General features: G+C 43.3%; 14 protein-coding genes and 1 pseudogene. 5 read left to right on the forward strand and 10 right to left on the reverse strand.

Going from position 1 to position 16,640, the window contains the following annotated elements; genetic code table 11:
• Positions 1 to 157: 157 nt before the first annotated feature.
• The 4 genes from ABYU67_RS09265 to ABYU67_RS09280 form a co-directional block, all read right to left on the reverse strand.
• Entirely contained in the window at positions 158 to 1,420 is a 1,263-nt protein-coding gene (locus tag ABYU67_RS09265) for an ammonium transporter (RefSeq protein WP_372844716.1), read from the reverse strand.
• Between the two features lie 75 nt (positions 1,421 to 1,495).
• Positions 1,496 to 1,834, reverse strand: a complete 339-nt coding sequence (locus tag ABYU67_RS09270; protein WP_011514651.1) for a P-II family nitrogen regulator — start codon at positions 1,832 to 1,834, stop codon at positions 1,496 to 1,498.
• Positions 1,835 to 2,272: 438 nt separating this feature from the next.
• Positions 2,273 to 3,127, reverse strand: coding sequence for a universal stress protein (locus ABYU67_RS09275; protein WP_372844717.1), 855 nt, complete (start codon positions 3,125 to 3,127; stop codon positions 2,273 to 2,275).
• A gap of 144 nt (positions 3,128 to 3,271) precedes the next feature.
• Entirely contained in the window at positions 3,272 to 4,771 is a 1,500-nt protein-coding gene (locus tag ABYU67_RS09280) for a SulP family inorganic anion transporter (protein ID WP_372844718.1), read from the reverse strand.
• Positions 4,772 to 5,279: 508 nt separating this feature from the next.
• Here ABYU67_RS09280 and murD point away from each other — a divergent pair.
• The gene (gene murD / locus ABYU67_RS09285) at positions 5,280 to 6,695 is read left to right on the forward strand and encodes a UDP-N-acetylmuramoyl-L-alanine--D-glutamate ligase (RefSeq protein ID WP_372844719.1); all 1,416 of its coding nucleotides are present in this window, start codon (positions 5,280 to 5,282) and stop codon (positions 6,693 to 6,695) included.
• A 468-nt stretch (positions 6,696 to 7,163) separates the two neighbouring features.
• Positions 7,164 to 8,288, forward strand: coding sequence for an FtsW/RodA/SpoVE family cell cycle protein (locus ABYU67_RS09290; RefSeq protein WP_372844720.1), 1,125 nt, complete (start codon positions 7,164 to 7,166; stop codon positions 8,286 to 8,288).
• A 47-nt stretch (positions 8,289 to 8,335) separates the two neighbouring features.
• Here the strand turns inward: ABYU67_RS09290 and gluQRS are convergent, their stop codons facing one another.
• The 6 genes from gluQRS to ABYU67_RS09320 form a co-directional block, all read right to left on the reverse strand.
• A complete protein-coding gene (gene gluQRS / locus ABYU67_RS09295; protein ID WP_372844721.1) occupies positions 8,336 to 9,328 on the reverse strand; it encodes a tRNA glutamyl-Q(34) synthetase GluQRS in 993 nt (330 codons plus the stop codon).
• 239 nt (positions 9,329 to 9,567) lie between these two features.
• Entirely contained in the window at positions 9,568 to 10,005 is a 438-nt protein-coding gene (gene dksA, locus ABYU67_RS09300; protein WP_372844722.1) for an RNA polymerase-binding protein DksA, read from the reverse strand.
• 519 nt (positions 10,006 to 10,524) lie between these two features.
• A complete protein-coding gene (locus ABYU67_RS09305; RefSeq protein WP_372844723.1) occupies positions 10,525 to 11,364 on the reverse strand; it encodes a metallophosphoesterase in 840 nt (279 codons plus the stop codon).
• A gap of 352 nt (positions 11,365 to 11,716) precedes the next feature.
• A complete protein-coding gene (locus ABYU67_RS09310) occupies positions 11,717 to 12,550 on the reverse strand; it encodes a metal ABC transporter permease (protein WP_372844724.1) in 834 nt (277 codons plus the stop codon).
• Between the two features lie 73 nt (positions 12,551 to 12,623).
• Entirely contained in the window at positions 12,624 to 13,355 is a 732-nt protein-coding gene (locus ABYU67_RS09315) for a metal ABC transporter ATP-binding protein (protein WP_372844725.1), read from the reverse strand.
• Positions 13,356 to 13,412: 57 nt separating this feature from the next.
• Positions 13,413 to 13,934: a Fur family transcriptional regulator gene (locus ABYU67_RS09320; RefSeq protein WP_372844726.1), complete on the reverse strand. Its 522-nt coding sequence runs from the start codon at positions 13,932 to 13,934 to the stop codon at positions 13,413 to 13,415.
• 286 nt (positions 13,935 to 14,220) lie between these two features.
• On the opposite strand from ABYU67_RS09320, the gene ABYU67_RS09325 reads away from it, so the two are divergent.
• The 3 genes and pseudogenes from ABYU67_RS09325 to ABYU67_RS09335 all read left to right on the forward strand — a co-directional run.
• On the forward strand, positions 14,221 to 15,156 hold the full coding sequence (locus ABYU67_RS09325) for a metal ABC transporter solute-binding protein, Zn/Mn family (protein ID WP_372844727.1): 936 nt from the start codon (positions 14,221 to 14,223) through the stop codon (positions 15,154 to 15,156).
• Positions 15,157 to 15,468: 312 nt separating this feature from the next.
• Positions 15,469 to 15,867, forward strand: a complete 399-nt coding sequence (locus ABYU67_RS09330) for an ATP synthase subunit I (protein ID WP_372844728.1) — start codon at positions 15,469 to 15,471, stop codon at positions 15,865 to 15,867.
• A gap of 676 nt (positions 15,868 to 16,543) precedes the next feature.
• A pseudogene (locus tag ABYU67_RS09335) lies at positions 16,544 to 16,640 on the forward strand (F0F1 ATP synthase subunit A); the annotation flags it as partial.

The following is a 16,640-nucleotide window of genomic DNA, read 5'->3' on the forward strand; positions in this document are numbered from 1 at the left end:
ATTACATAGTCATACCGAAACAAATGAAGTGAGAGCCAGATAGGGCTTTACTAGGATAAATGCTCGTTACAAGCAGTGTGCAATGCGCGGGCAGAAAGCTTAAAACTTCTGCCAGCAGGACTGCATCATTTTCAAAGCATAGTCACTAATATGTCTACTATCTTATAAATTCTGGATAGGCTTCCATACCACATTCGGCAATATCAGCACCTTGATACTCTTCTTCTTCAGAGATACGCAATCCGATGACGAACTTGATCATGCTCCAAACGATTAAGCTGCTTATAAAGACCCATACAAAAATAGTGGCAGCACCGGCTAGCTGACCAAGTAGTGACGCTGCCGGATTGGTCAAAGGTACAATGAGCAGACCAAATAAACCGACCACCCCATGGACAGAAATTGCACCTACAGGATCATCAATCTTGATTTTGTCTAATAGTAGAATGGATAAGACCACGATAACACCGGCAGTCATACCAAATAAGGTCGCTTGTAATGCTGAGGGTGTTAAAGGTTCTGCTGTGATAGCAACCAAACCTGCCAATGCACCGTTTAAGAGCATGGTTAAATCTGCTTTACCAAAGATAAGGCGTGCGATGAGTAAGGCGCCAATCGCCCCACCAGCGGCGGCGGCATTGGTATTTAAGAACACAACAGCGACGGAATTGGCGCTAGCGATATCACCAAGCTTTAATACTGAGCCACCGTTAAAGCCAAACCAACCCATCCATAATATTAAGGTACCAAGTGCTGCCAATGGCAGATTTGCGCCAGGAATGGCGCGTATTTCACCTTTGGCACCGTATTTGCCGAGGCGTGCTCCTAACAGGAGTACACCCGATAATGCAGCAGCAGCGCCTGCCATATGTACGATACCAGAGCCTGCAAAATCAGAAAAGCCTAGATCACCTAGACTATATAAGCCAAAGACCTCCTTACCACCCCAAGTCCAGCTACCTTCTAATGGATAAATGACGCCCGTCATCACCACAGCAAACAATAAAAATGACCATAGCTTCATACGTTCAGCGACCGCGCCTGAAACGATAGACATACAGGTGGCGACAAAGACCACTTGGAAGAAAAAGTCAGATGCGCTGGAGTAAACAGCATCGCCATTAAAGCCGTTTTTAGCTGAGGCAGCTAAGGCATCGGTGACCAAACTTTCAGTACCTGCAATACCCGTCAGAAATAAATTACCGTCATACATGATGGCGTAACCGCATATCATATACATGGTACAGGCAGTCGCAAAAAGCGCAATATTTTTGGTTAATATCTCAACCGTGTTTTTTGAGCGTACCAATCCCGCTTCTAGCATCGTGAAGCCCGCAGCCATCCACATGACAAGCGCACCACACATTAAGAAGTAAAACGTATCTAGGGCGTACTGGAGCTCAAAGATTTGATTTTGCATGTTAATTCCCCCTTGAATATATGCAATACAGAAATCGAGATAACCTATAAATCGATGTTTATAGGTAGGTCTTGCTTAGATAGCGTCAGGACCTGTCTCACCCGTACGGATACGAATGACTTGCTCAAGATTGGTCACAAAGATCTTGCCGTCACCAATTTTGCCGGTACTAGCAATGCGCGTAATGGCTTCGATAGCAGGCTCAACCATTTCATCCATCACTGCCACCTCTACTTTTACTTTAGGCAGAAAATCCACCACATATTCAGCGCCGCGATAGAGCTCCGTATGACCTTTTTGGCGTCCGAAACCTTTGACCTCAGTGACGGTAACACCTTTAACACCGATGTCAGAAAGCGCTTCACGCACATCATCGAGCTTAAATGGTTTTAAGATCGCAGTGATTAGCTTCATAAAAAATCCTTATTTGGGTGATGTCGCGGGTTAATAACTGCCATTTGCCACACCATATCGTTGTTATGCTCACAGTAAGTCATTCAAGAATTGTGCCAACGCTACTCAAGGGGGAAGGTAGCATCGGGCGTATTTACTCAAAAATCATGCAAGTGATGCATAAAGATACGGCTGATAAAGCGACGATAAACAGCCTCTTACTCTATAGAAAACAGCAGATTAACCTTTAACGTTACATGAACGAGGACTTTATTATAACCAACTTTTCAAGAGCTTGGGGCGGCTATGGTCGTATTTCCTGTGATGATTTGCTAAAAGAGGCTAGCAGATAAAAACTGCTAAGAAAGGCAAAGGCTAAAGGCCTATCGATAGGAAGATGGTTACCTCTATCGATAAGTCTTTAGCCTTGATATAAAAAGGGTAGAGGGAGGTTGAGGGCTAAGCCTTTGGAAATAGGAGGTACGGAGTCGTCGTGCTACTCAGCAGTTTTTTGGTATCACTACCTTTAAGCAGCTCAATCAGGCGCGGCTGGGCAAAGGCTCCGGTCATCAGCAGACCGATATCATGATCGCGTTGATAATAAGTTAAAGCTGCAGTGACATCGCGGCTGTCGAGCAAGGTTTTTTTGCATTTAATACCAGCTTGTTTCAGACGCGCGTAGGCTTCACGTAAGGCGTCGCAATTTTCAGAGTTTTCTTTACCTATCATGACGATATGAACCATTAACGTACGGACTAAAGGGGTTTTACATAGCCAGTTGAGCATTTTGTGCGCAGTAGGGCTGTTGTCAAACGCAAATAAGGCGCTGCTAGGGGGCAAAAATGGTGCATGAGTCACCAAAATGGGGCAGAGGCTTGAGCGAACCAGCTGAGTTAACGTTGATTTAGTAGTAACATGATGACCAATCACAATTAATTGCGCTTGAGTATCGACATAGTCAATGCTTGCATCGAGATTCTCATGCCGATGTAGGGTATAGGTTTTTACTTTATGGTGCTGCTGTTGACAGTAATTGCTTGCTTGATGCAGCAGCAGCTTACCTTGTGCTTTTAGTTCGCAATTACTTAAGTGCTCTTTGGTAGTAAATTGATCAAGTAAGGTATTCTCATCATCAATATTGAGGCAACCTGAATAATCAACGGCCGCTTTTTGCTGTAAGCTTGGCACTGAATAGAGCAATCCAATGGGGGCTTGTAAGCGCATAGACGCCCACATACTGGCTTCCAATACCGCTTGCACATGATTTGGGCAGTCTAAACAGGCAATCACACTATCTGGCTTCAAATTACTCATAAAGGCATCACATCATTTCAATCACTAAAATGCAAGCTGGGCGGTCGAGATAGTACGCTCAACCGCCCAACTTGATTTTATATACCAATATAATTACTGATTAATAACCAAGAAGGTTATATCAGCTTGATAATACATACAGGTTTAATCCAATAAGCCAATATCTCGGCGATCATGAATGGAAAAGCGGTCAATAAGGGTACGGCTGGCACTGTTTAGTCCAATGACTTTGACCTCAATACCTTCGCGCTTTAAGCGTATGACCAGCTTGTCCAAGGTATCTACTGCGCTTACATCCCAAAAATGCGCTTGGCTAACATCGATATGGACATTGTCTAATGCCTCTTTGGTATCGAAGCTTTGTAAAAAATGGGTAGTAGAGGCGAAGAAGACTTGTCCTTGCACATAGTAATAACGAGTATTGCTACTGTCATCATATTCACTAAATACCGTCAAAAATTGCCCGATTTTATTGGCAAAGGCTAAAGCCGATATCAGCACACCAACCCCCACGCCATAAGCCAAATTATGAGTAAAGACGGTGGTCAGTACCGTTGCCAACATCACGATATTAAAAGACATAGGATGGGTTTTAAATTCACGGATAGACTGCCAATTAAAGGTGCCTATAGAGACCATAATCATCACAGCTACCAGTGCTGCCATCGGTATCAAGCTGACCCAATCGCTCAAGAATACCACCATGATGAGCAGTACCACACCCGCGATAAGCGTTGATAGACGCGTACGACCGCCCGATTTTATGTTAATCATTGACTGACCAATCATCGCACAGCCTGCCATACCACCGAAACATCCTGAGACCACGTTGGCAATACCTTGACCACGGCATTCGCGGTTTTTATCGCTTGGCGTATCGGTCAGCTCATCGACAATGGTCGCTGTCATCATAGACTCTAGTAAGCCGACGATGGCAAGCGCGATAGAATAAGGTGCAATGATAAGCAAGGTATTTAGGTTAAGTGGAATATCAGGTAACAAAAACATCGGTAATGAATCTGGCAAGTCGCCCATGCTACCAACGTTACGAATATCAAGATTCATATACATGGCAACCGCTGTCAAACCTACAATACAAATCAGTGGCGATGGAATAACGCGACCAATTTTAGGAATGAGTGGAAATAAGTAGATAATCGCCAAACCCGCAGCAGTCATTATATAAACCGTCAGACCGACGCGTTCAGTAGCAGGGTTAAGCTCAGGTAGCTGGGCGGCAAATATCAAAATCGCCAATGCATTGACAAAACCAATAACCACTGAGCGTGATACAAACCGCATCAGATTCCCCAGCTTTAAGATGCCCATAACGACTTGAATACCACCGCACAACAAGGTTGCCGCAAGCAAGTATTGCAGCCCATGCTCAGCGACCAAGTCCACCATGACCAGTGCCATCGCACCAGTGGCGGCCGAAATCATCCCCGGACGTCCACCAACAAAACTGATAACGACTGCGATGCAAAATGATGCGTATAAACCGACTTTTGGATCGACACCAGCGATGATAGAAAAGGCAATGGCTTCTGGAATCAATGCCAGAGCAACGACCAAACCTGATAAGGTATCGCCACGAATATTAGAAAACCACTCTTCACGTAAATTACCAAAAAAAGATGTCATAAGTAAACTGCATATGGTTGGAGACAAAAAGGCAATCATTATTCAGTGATAGAATGATTGCATTGTGATAAACGTTTATAGAATGATAAAACCGTGCCCGCAATCATGGTTTGCGGTAGAAGAAAACAGATAAGCTGTTAGAAAAATTATAAAACCATTCATGCCAAAAAATAATGAGGCGTATGCCCGTCAAGCCATTAGCACAAGATGAAATATTGCTAATAAGCGGCGACAGTCATATGATAAACATGGCAACATGCTAAACTAAAATAATAGGCTAAAGTCATCATCAATATAGTGATGCTTGCTAAGCTCGCTATTATAGCATTAGCCACTCAATATAAGAACCGCCGTATCATAGTATCAAGTATTGAAAAATCAATACCGAAATGTGGTTAATACCGTTATTATGCTATTCATTTTCAGTAGATTGTTCAGGCGATAAATGCAATATGTTGATTGCCTGTTTTCTTAATACCATTTTGTTCATCCCATAAAAGGAAAAGCCATGACCGCTAGCACCGCAACAGAAACGTTACTTCATAAAGGCAGTGGCTTACAAGTCGTGGTTGGTTTGGGTCAGTCGGGATTATCAGTCGTGCATTATTTGGCTGCACAGGGTTATCAAGTTGCTGTCACTGACCAACAACAAAACCCTGCGTTGGTAGATAAGCTGCCTGCTACTATTGGCATCAGACAATTTGGTGCAATAGATGCAGAGCTGTTACAACAAGCAGCACGCATTATCATCAGTCCTGGTATCTCTTTAGAGAATGAGGCGATTGCAGCAGCGCGGGCGGCAAATATTCCAGTGGTCAGCGATATTCAGCTGTTTTGTGAAGCATGTACGGTGCCAATTATTGCGATTACAGGCTCAAATGCAAAGAGTACTGTGACCACGTTGGTCGGACAAATGGCAGCGGATGCTGGTGTCCATGTTGGCGTAGGCGGTAATATTGGCGTGCCAGCGCTGAGCTTATTAAGTAATGATAAAATGGAGCTGGCAGTTATAGAGTTATCCAGCTTTCAGCTAGAAACCGTTACCAATTTAGGGGCGCAGGTCGCAACCGTCCTCAATATGTCGCCTGATCACTTAGACCGTCATGGCGATATGCTCGGCTATCACCAAGCCAAACACCGTATCTTTCAAGGTGCCAAATCGGTGGTGATCAATCGTGAAGACGCTTTGACTCGGCCACTGGTTTCAGACAGTTTGCCGCGACTGAGTACCGGTATTCATGCTCCCGATAAAGGGCAGTATGGCCTAATCGTAGATACCGCCGGACAAACGTATTTGGCACGCGGTACAGAGCGTTTATTATCCGCAGACAAACTTAAAATTAAAGGCCGTCATAATTTGCTAAATGCCCAAGCAGCGTTGGCATTAGGTGAGCTTGCCGGTCTGCCGCTTGACAGTATGCTGAACACCTTACAACAGTTTGCAGGGCTTGAGCACCGCTGCCAATATGTCGCTACTATCGCCGGCATCGATTATTTTAACGACTCTAAAGGCACCAATATTGGCTCAACCATGGCGGCTGTTGAAGGCTTGGGTGCTGTTTACGCACCAAAAGATGGTAAATTGTTATTGATATTAGGCGGTCAAGGTAAAGGTCAGCAGTTTGGCGAGCTGTCGCCTTTTATCAATCAATATGTCAGTCATGTGCTGTTTATCGGTGAAGACGGTCAGCAAATTGAGCAGCATTTACGGGCGGCGGGTCTTAGCGATGAGGTCAGCCTGCACCAGTGCCACACATTGGACAACGCTTTTGTGATAATTGAACAAGTCACGACAAGTAGTTTATCGCAAGTACAGGCAGTACTATTGTCTCCTGCTTGTGCAAGCTTCGATCAGTTTACAGGGTTTGCCGCGCGCGGGGAGCACTTTAGTTACCTTGTTAAACAGCTCGACGCAGTGTCTTAAAAGCCGTGTCTTAAAAGCAGTGTTTTAATGGCTTCTGATATAAGTGGTAAAACTAAGCTTTTATATCATAATATTCAGACACATAAAGTGCCTTGTTACAACATTATGTAACCTGCGCTTTATAATCGTAAATACGGCAGGCGTTTTTTGGATAAATGATTGTTTTGCTTATAAATTGCTGCTACTGTCAAATATAAGCACTATGGTCTAGGATTAGGGCTTATAGCAGAGACAGGAGAAGCTTTATTGAGTCTGGATTGAAGACTTTCTTGTCGACACTGCGTAGGTTGTAAGCAACTGGTTAGTTAGGTCTATTGAACAATATCTTTTTTAATTTTTAAACGGTGGCGTTGCATAAACGCCGTGTTTTTCTCGTTTGCTAGTGTATATAAAATTATGGCGCTCTCTTCTCTCTTTCGTTCTTCTTTTCAATCTCAACAACCTAACGGCTCAGATGGCGTTTTGTCTATGCCATCTGCGCGTGCGATTTTATTATCTAGCGTCGGCTGTATATTGGTACTGAGCCTATTAATGGTGGCATCCGCGTCTATTCCTTTTGCACTCAGCCGCGGCATGACGGAGCTAAAGTTTTTCTACAATCAGCTTCTATACATGGGTATTGGCCTCGTTATCGCAGCGGTTTCTTACCGAGTAGTATCTTTAAAGACCCTATATAAAACCGAAACCCAATTTATACTGTTAGCCATTACCGGAGTCTTGCTATTTGCAACCCTATTTAGTACGCCCATCAATGGCTCAAAACGTTGGCTGACTCTTGGCGGCTTTAACTTTCAGGTTGCAGAGCTTGCAAAGCTTGTCATGATTATATTTGTCTCAGACTTTGTGGTACGACGTTCATTTGAAGTTCGTAACGGCTGGGATGGCTTTTTAAGGATTGCGTTGGTGGTTGGCATGATAACGTTCTTACTATTAGCGCAGCCGGATTTTGGCTCCTTTGTGGTTATTATCGGCATGGTGTTTGCCATTTTTTATATTGCTGGTGCGCCCTATAAGCAGTTTATTGCCTTGGGCGCGGTTGCGGTGGGCGGCGCCGTATTGATGGTTGCGACGGTACAGTACCGATTGGTGCGGGTGATGTCTTTTCTAGACCCATTTGATGATGTACAAGATACGGATTATCAGCTGGCGCGTAGCTTGATTGCCTTTGGTCGAGGTCAGTTTACCGGTGTTGGTTATGGTGAAAGTGTGCAAAAACTGTCACATTTACCAGAAGCGCATACGGATTTCTTATTGGCTATTACGGGCGAGGAATTGGGTTTCGTTGGGGTGACGATGATTCTCATACTTGAGGCACTGATTATTGGTAGTGCCATGCGTATCAGTTATACCGCGCTAAAACGTCGACAGATGCGCATGAGCTATACCGCTTTTGGTATCGCAGTGGTGTTTATTGCGCAGACCATTATTAATGCTGCTATGAATATGGGCGCCATACCAACCAAAGGCTTGACGATGCCGTTCTTTAGTTATGGTGGCTCATCCATGCTGATTAGCCTTGTAATGGTGGCGGTGCTCCTAAAGATTTATAAAGAAAGCCCTGAGATTGAAAAAAGCCAGTGTCGCTATTATTAATAAGTGTTTCTGATTTTAAAAAGCGTCGCTTATAGCGGCGTTTTTTGTTAAATAGTGGGCATGTTTAAAGCTTGTCTGCCTTGTAGTGGGGTGTTATCCCACTGGGCAATGGCTTGATTGAGCATACGATCCGGCGAGTCATATTCAACTGCCGGTTGCCCTAATAGCTTTAGCGCATACGCCAGTAATTTACTTGGATGACGGGTATCGATAGGCTGTGCAAGGTTTTGCTTGGAAAGTTTTTGACCATCAGAATGGCATATCAAAGGCAGATGATACCAGTGACTGACCGTCGGTAAGCGCGCCGCTTGCATGATACTAATTTGGGCAGTGGTCATCGGTAAGATGTCCAAACCACGCATGATATGGGTGACTTGCTGTAATCCATCATCAAGGCTTGCCGCCAAAATATAATTAATCATGCCGTCTTGACGCCGCGCCACCATATCTCCTAGCGTCTGCTGCGGATTGTCCCATTGTATGCCCTGAATACCATCATTAAATCCAATACAGTAATCGGGCAGCTGGATACGCAGTTTATGCTGCGTAGGATTTAATTGTTTATCAACGCAAAACCGTGGGTAGCGCTGCCGATTAGCGGGTAGATGGTTGCCTGCCTGTTTGTCATCAGCATCTAAGTCAACAATGGATAAGTCTTTATTTATCATTGATGCTTGCTGCTCTTGCTGCGCCCAATAAGACTCTAAGCGCTTACGTGAACATTGACAGCCATAAATCAAAGGACGCAATATTGACGAGACATAATCGTTATAAATATCAATGCGCTCAGATTGAAAAATAACATCGTCATCCCAGTTGAGCCCAAGCGCCTCTAAGTCGATCAAAATCTGCTCAGTAAACTGTCTGTCACAACGTTCGATGTCCGTGTCTTCTATGCGCAATAACCATTTGCCACCGATAGATTTGATATGACAAAAGCTGGCAAGCGCGGTCGTTAATGAGCCAAGGTGAAGCTCTCCGGTAGGTGAGGGGGCAAAACGACCAATAGGCTGTGAGGACGATGCGACTGGAGTTGGCATAGGCGTATAAATGGTTTTCAAAGTTGGGAATATCAGTAAATAAAAGACTAGAGTAATAAATATAGAGATAAAAAGATATTTATTAAATATGCCTATTTTGTTAGTGACGTGTCAATAGCTATCAAGTCCTATATAAAGCAATATATAAAAGGTCAGAATCCCAAACGCAACAAGCGACCAATCAATGGTCGCTTGTATTTATCTTGACGTTATGGATGTCTTCTTTTAGCTAGCTGAGGTTAAGCACCTTGATTTTGGCGCTCTTTAATCTCAGATAAGGTTTTACAGTCGATGCACTGAGTCGCCGTTGGGCGGGCTTCAAGACGGCGCAAACCAATCTCTACGCCACAGGTTTCACAAAAACCATAATCATCGTTTTCGATTTCTAAGATAGATTTTTCGATTTTACGAATGAGTTTACGTTCACGGTCACGCGTGCGTAAAGTCAGGGCAAACTCTTCTTCTTGAGTGGCGCGATCATTGATGTCTGGCATGGCGCTCGACTCATCTTGAATATAAGTTTTGGTGCGATCAGCTTCACCGATAAGCTGATGCTTCCAATCTAATAACATGGCCTTAAAATGTGCCAACTGCTCATCAGACATATATTCTTCGTCTTTGGCAGGTACATAAGGCGTAAACTTAACATCACTTGGATTCGTGGTCAGGGTGCTCATATGGGTATCCTACTTTTTCAAATTAATTCAATAAAACGTACTGTCAAAAGAGCAGACGTTATCAATTTACCAAACGCTATAAATTTTCCCTTTATAAAACGTTTTACCACTTAGTAACACAGCTGATCTGATTAAGATGGTTGTCTCGATAGGTCGATAGTGACGTATCAATGGTCAGGTATATTGTCATCAATATTTTTATTTAAATGATCATGTCTAAATAAAATCATAAAACACTGACTGTGAACACTTAAATCGTGGTCGATGTAGCCATCCTAGCTATTATAATATTGCTTAATGATATAGTAGACTGTTGTCTTTTTTATCACCATTTACCGTTTGTAATACAGTCTTTGACACTGAGCTCTCAAAAAAACCTCATTCGTTATATTAATAATAACCTATACTTTGCCAGCCATTTTGTAACGAATCAAGCAAAATCAGCGAGGAATATAGCCGATGGGCTAAGAGCGCTATTATCGCCAAACAGGTAATCAATTCTAGTCATAAAACTGGTCGTCAAGTATCCAGTCTTTCAACCCAGCTTGCAACCTTTCCATTGTTGGCTAATTGCAACCAACGATACCCTGGTGGCATACTTTTATCATAGGTAAAATCGTCTTCAAATGGCTTAAATTGGTAGCAGGTAGATGGGGTGCTATATACAGCAACCCCTTGATGCAGACGTGTTTGCTCTTGATGGGTATGACCATGAATAATCACGTTTAGATTTTTAAAGGGCGCGATATGCTGCCAAAATTCCTCGGCATTTTCTGCCATATGGCTATCAATCCAGTTAGAATCTACGGGTAAGACATGATGATGAAGGGCAATGAGCGCATGTTTAGGGCAAGATGCTAACTGCTCACGTACCCAATCAATGTCGGTTGCCGTAATCTTACCTTCTACCTTGCCAGTAATCGATGAATCGAGTAAAAGCAGCTGCCAATGCTCAGATTCAATCAAATGCCGGCTAAGCAGTCGTGGGTCGGCATCCCTTGCAATCAGTGTGCGCTGGTAAAAAGGTAAGTCTTTGCCTGTCTCGTCAGTTACGTCATGATTGCCAGCGATACAAGCAAAAGGAATGCCAGTATTCTTTAATACGGCAAAAATATGGTCATAAATAGCAGGCTCTACTTTATTGACTAAATCACCTGTGACGATAATCAAATCGCATCGTATCTCTTTGCTCAATGCTTGCTTGATAATGGCTGCAAAACTATATTGGCAAACCGCGACTTCACTACTGGTGTCATTAGCAGCAGCTGGCACATGTGAGGACAGATGCAAATCTGTGATTTGCAATACATTCACCTGTCCGTCTGGCGTGCTAACGGCATTCACAGGATAGCTTGGCATTAAGTTTTGTCCCTTATCGAAGACTAACAATGAACATTTTTAGGATATTTAGATCATTAACGGCAGTATGACAGGTGAGTAATGATAGCTTACCTGACTTTTTAGTGTCGTTTTTATACATCGCATTTTAGGCTGATAAGAGGGACGCCCCTCTTGCATAAAGCGCTATTAAATCTCATTGGTGCGTTTTTAGTGATGGTTAACTATCACCTTGATAGTATTAGTGAAATATTACAACATTCAGCGCATGAAAGCTCTAGCAATTTTAATGAAATAAAGTTCTATAAAGCATAGAAAAATATCTGAGCGAATGATGGCTGTCTATAGTATGGTATGGCAAATTGCCTAGCCTCTAACGGCGTGGCAACCAAAACTTTGCCAATATAGATGTTGATGTGGTCAGTTTTGAGAGGATTAAAGCGCTAAAGAACAAACTGGCTAAGACCAAAACGATAGACAGCCCAGTTTGGATATCAAGCCAAATACTGCCCCAGACACCGAGCGTTACCCCAAGTTGCGCTATAAATAGGGCGATAATCACCATCTGTCTGGGTGATGCTGACCACAGACGAGCAGTAAGCGCTGGTAATACCAATAAGCCGCTGATTAATAAGCTCCCAACCGCTTGCAAAGCGATGGCGCAAAACCCTGCCAATACACCCATAAAAAACAAGCGCTGCCGCGTAGGATCAATGCCCTGTATACGTGCCAAAGCTTCGTGGGTTGCCAGTTTGATTTGCGCCGGCCATATATAAATAAGCAGAGCCAATCCTACTAGTACACTACCTGCAATTAACGGCAAATCCGCCCAATCAAGCTCAAGTAAGTTCCCAAACAAGAACCCTAAAACGTTTGCTTGCTGATCGGTTAATTGGGTTAAGGTTAATAGTCCCAAACACAGCAGCGATACGGCAACTACTGCCAGTACAGCATCGGCTGGTAGGCGCTCATCATCAATCAATACCAGTCCCAGTACCACCATTACACTGACCAATGCAATACCGATACCCATTGGCATCTGCCACCATACCGCCAGTGCCACACCAAGTAATGTCCCGTGTGCTAATGCATCTGCAAAAAAAGCCATACGTCGCCACAACACCAAACAGCCTAAAGGTGCTGAAAGCAATGCTAAAATACTACCGGCAATCCAAGCAGGCGCAATAATGGCTAACCAAGCACTCATAATACATATCCGTAAATGTTTATAAAAAAGGTGTCAGGCAGTTTGTGATTTAAGCCATCTGACTTTATGATAACTAGCTTGGTGCGTGATGCTCGCAGGCATGCGGCTGATGGACATATGGCTGCTCGTAATGATGACCGAATAATTTTTGAAACTCGCTGCTGATAGCAAGCTCACTTGGCTGACCTTCGCAGCAAATATGCTTATTTAAGCAAATCACTCGTCGACTGCCTTTCATCACCCAGTGCAAATCATGAGAAACCACCAACATAGCGCAGCGCAAAAAATCTGGCAACTCATCAATAAATTGATACAGCCAAACCTCCGTCTCAGGATCAAGCCCTTGCATCGGCTCATCTAAAATCAATAAGTTGGGCTTATCTAGTAACGCCCGTGCCAATAATACTCGTTGGGTTTCGCCGCCAGAGAGGTGTAGCATCTGCCGCGAGAGTAAATGGGTCAACGATAATTTATCAAATATAAACTGCCGCTGCTCAGCTGTGAGGCGTTTTTTATGGGCTTGCGCTAATAAGTCACTGACACGTAATGGCAGTATGGGCGGCACAGAAAATCGCTGCGGCACATAGCCTATCTGTAAAGGCTCAGAAGGCGTGATCTGTCCAGAGGTTGGTGCAATCAGTCCCAAAATAAGCTTCACCAGCGTTGACTTACCCGCACCATTAGGACCGATAATACTGACCGTCTCATTAACGGCAATATCGATATGTATGTTGGATAATAAACGTTGTTGACCAATATAGTAGCTGACATTGCTTAAATTCAGCAGCTTACTTGTATTATTCATCAGATGACCGCGCATATAGATAGAAAGTAGGTTTAAATATAACAGTACTCTAAATAGTTACTGACAGGCTTGGCAGCGACCGCTTAGCTCAATCACACTACGGGCAACGGTAAAGCCGATATCTTCTTCAGCAAAGCTCATCATCTCTTGCACAGGTAAGCTGCTACATTCTTGTACGCGTTGACACTGCTCACAAATTAAGAAAGCTGCTGTGTGATGAGCGCGAGGATGACAGCAAGGGACATAGGCATTGATGGATGTCAGTTGATGAATCAAGCCCTCACTCAATAAAAACTCTAAACTGCGATAGACAGTTGGCGGTGCGACATTTTTTGTGCCCTCAAGCTCACTGTCATTATCTGAGAGGCGCATTTGCTGTAACTGAGTGATTAAATCATAAGCGCCCACTGGCTTATTGGCTTGCAATACCAGCCTATAGACCTGCTGGCGTAAGGGCGTAAAGCGCACACCGCGTTTAGCAGCCTGCTCTTTTGCTGCTTCTAGACGCTCGGTCACATCCTGTGGCGTAAAATCTTGCACATCATGAGCATGCTCACAATTCGGTGAAATGGTCGGCATAGCATAAACTCCCAAAAACACTTTCCATAAATGCAGCAAGCATTCGGTTCTTATTAAATTCTGCACAGTATAACGGCAAATGATCAGCTCAATACGTAGATTTGTCAAACCTTGTCATTACTTTTAATCAACATCGCTTTTATATATTGGACTGCGATGAGCAAAACAGAATAGCTAAAATGCAAAATAAAAGTGGGATTTTAATTTGTTATAGTATAACATAATGGATAGAGATATCACATAGTAAAGATATCGCAGTTTAATGACTTAATAGGATCAACACCTGATGATTGCCAATGCTCATAACGCCACAACGACGCTAGATAAAAAATTACACGTTCAAAAAAACACCCTTTTGCATAAGGCGGCGCAATTAGTAAAACAGTACTGCTTATTAGCCAGCTTATTGATAGTAGGGTTTTTGGCGCTGCCGGCGCAGGCAGCAACGGTGAGCGTCAGTAACTATCCACTATTTTTGTTAAGTCAAGCGGTAACAGAAGGCGCCCCTCCTGCCAAGCAGTTGCTACAAGCAGGCGAGGTCGGTCATCATGGGAGTATTAGCCCCGGCGATATCAAAGCGATTCAAGACAGTACCTTTGTGGTTTGGTTTGGTGAGCCGTTAGAAAATAACTTGGCTGCAAACTTAAACGATGCGCCTAATTCTATCGCCTTATTTAAGTTTGATGCTTTTAATCGTCATCCTTTACGGGATATCAAGGGTAAACCTATCGCTGGCACGCTTGATCCTCATATTTGGCTTGATCCCGATAATGCCAAAGCCATTACCCGTGCGCTTGCCGTCATCCACAGTCATGCCAATCCGCAACATAAACAGCTTTATCATGCCAATGCACAGAAATTTGCCCAGCGTATGGATGCAGCCGTGGCAGAATCAAACCTTGATGCTAAGCAAAAGCCTTTGCCTTACTGGGCTTATCATGACGCTTACCAATATATGGAGAAAAGCGCTAACCTACAGCTGATTGGCAGCTTAAGTACCGATCATCATTTAGCGCCAAAAGCGAGCCAGTTACGCTGGCTTAATGAGCAGCGCCCTGCTAAGCAGATGTGTCTGGTCAGTCCAAGCACACCTGCTAAAGGTTTGCTTGCCAAGCTCCAGCCCGTTCGAGATACGGTTCAGGCAGAAGATATGAGCAACAGTAAAGACTTTGTCAGTGGATGGCAGATGATGGCGCAGCAGATTCGTCAATGTATTTCTTAAATGTATCTTTTAATAAGCTAATGATAAAAAGTGATTGAAATAGTTGGTTAAGCGTCATTACATTATAGACTGCGATATAGCGGCGATAAAAGTTCAGTTATCTGTTAATAATTCGCTAAATTATTGATGATTGAGGGCGGCGACTGATAAAAGGCATATTTTACTTGCTTAAAAGGAGCTCGCTCCCTATAATAAGTGGCGTTTAATTTTGGTTAAAAGGTAACATCTGTAGAGTGAGCCATTCACGGATAATAGTGTCGCGATGATATGAGATAGCGATATAATCCAAATGTTTAAGGCTATAGAAGCACCATGACCAAGCCTGCCAAACGCACCCAGAAAGATAAGATAGGCATTTATATCAAACGCCAAGCATGGATACTATTTATCCTTATTATTATTGCTTGGCTAGTAGATAGCATGTGGTTGCACAGTGCATTGACTGTTGCAAAAAGCACCGCTATTGGTGCCTTGTTAAGTTTTGCCACGCAAGCTATCTTTGCTTTTTTTATCTTTTGGTATACCGGTTATCGCGCGCGCTTACATATTGTTAGCCAGCTTTATCGGGGTCAGATGGCCAAATGGCTATTGACTGTGTTTGGGTTCGCACTAATTTTTATTACCGTACAACCCCTATCGGCGCCAGCGCTGTTTATCGGTTTTATGGTAATGCAAATTAGTCACAGTTGGATGTTGTGGCGTATACGCTAGTGTTAATAGATGAATGCTATATACATAGTTATGGTATTCATTGCACTGAGCAAGCCACCCTGCCGTCCAGCTTCTCTATGACTGATTTTAGAAAGTCGAAGCATAATCATTGTCTTAGGACAGTACCAACAATCGTTATACGAGTATTTGATATAAGTTAGGATGCAGTATTGCAGGTAGGGGAGCGCGCAATGAGCGTTTACTACTTTTTATAATTAAATTCTTACAATTTAATTATAGCGACAAAACAGCGGCATCAAACGCCACTGGCAGCTAACTTATTCATACAGTGGACAAAAAAGTCACAATTGACTTTACACGAATACAACCCTGCATTAATATATGCAGCTAAATATTTTACTTAGTAGCGCTGTATTAAGCGCCGGCTGTGAAAACACAGAAACAAGTAAACATATACATAAGAATTTTGCGTACACATGTAAAGGGCTATTACTGAACTATCATAAGCCCTTTTTTGATAGCTAAAATTTATCTTACTCTATCAAATCAGCATGCGTCATAGAACTATGGGTTGGATGTTATTGATGACATGAGCGTATTAGTGTGATTGATTGGCTTGCTTTATTGCAAGGCAGATAAGCAGACTAAAAGCTCATCAGATGACAACCATGTTTTGGTAGTTGATTAAATCGTTGATTAATAAGAAGCTGACATTATGGCAGGCGAGCAAACAACAACAGACTATATCTCTCACCACTTAACGAACTGGACGTACGGCTATCTGCCGGGCGAAGGCTGGAAAGTTGCCTATA

The sequence above is a fragment of the Psychrobacter sp. genome (assembly GCF_041554015.1).
GTDB lineage: Bacteria > Pseudomonadota > Gammaproteobacteria > Pseudomonadales > Moraxellaceae > Psychrobacter.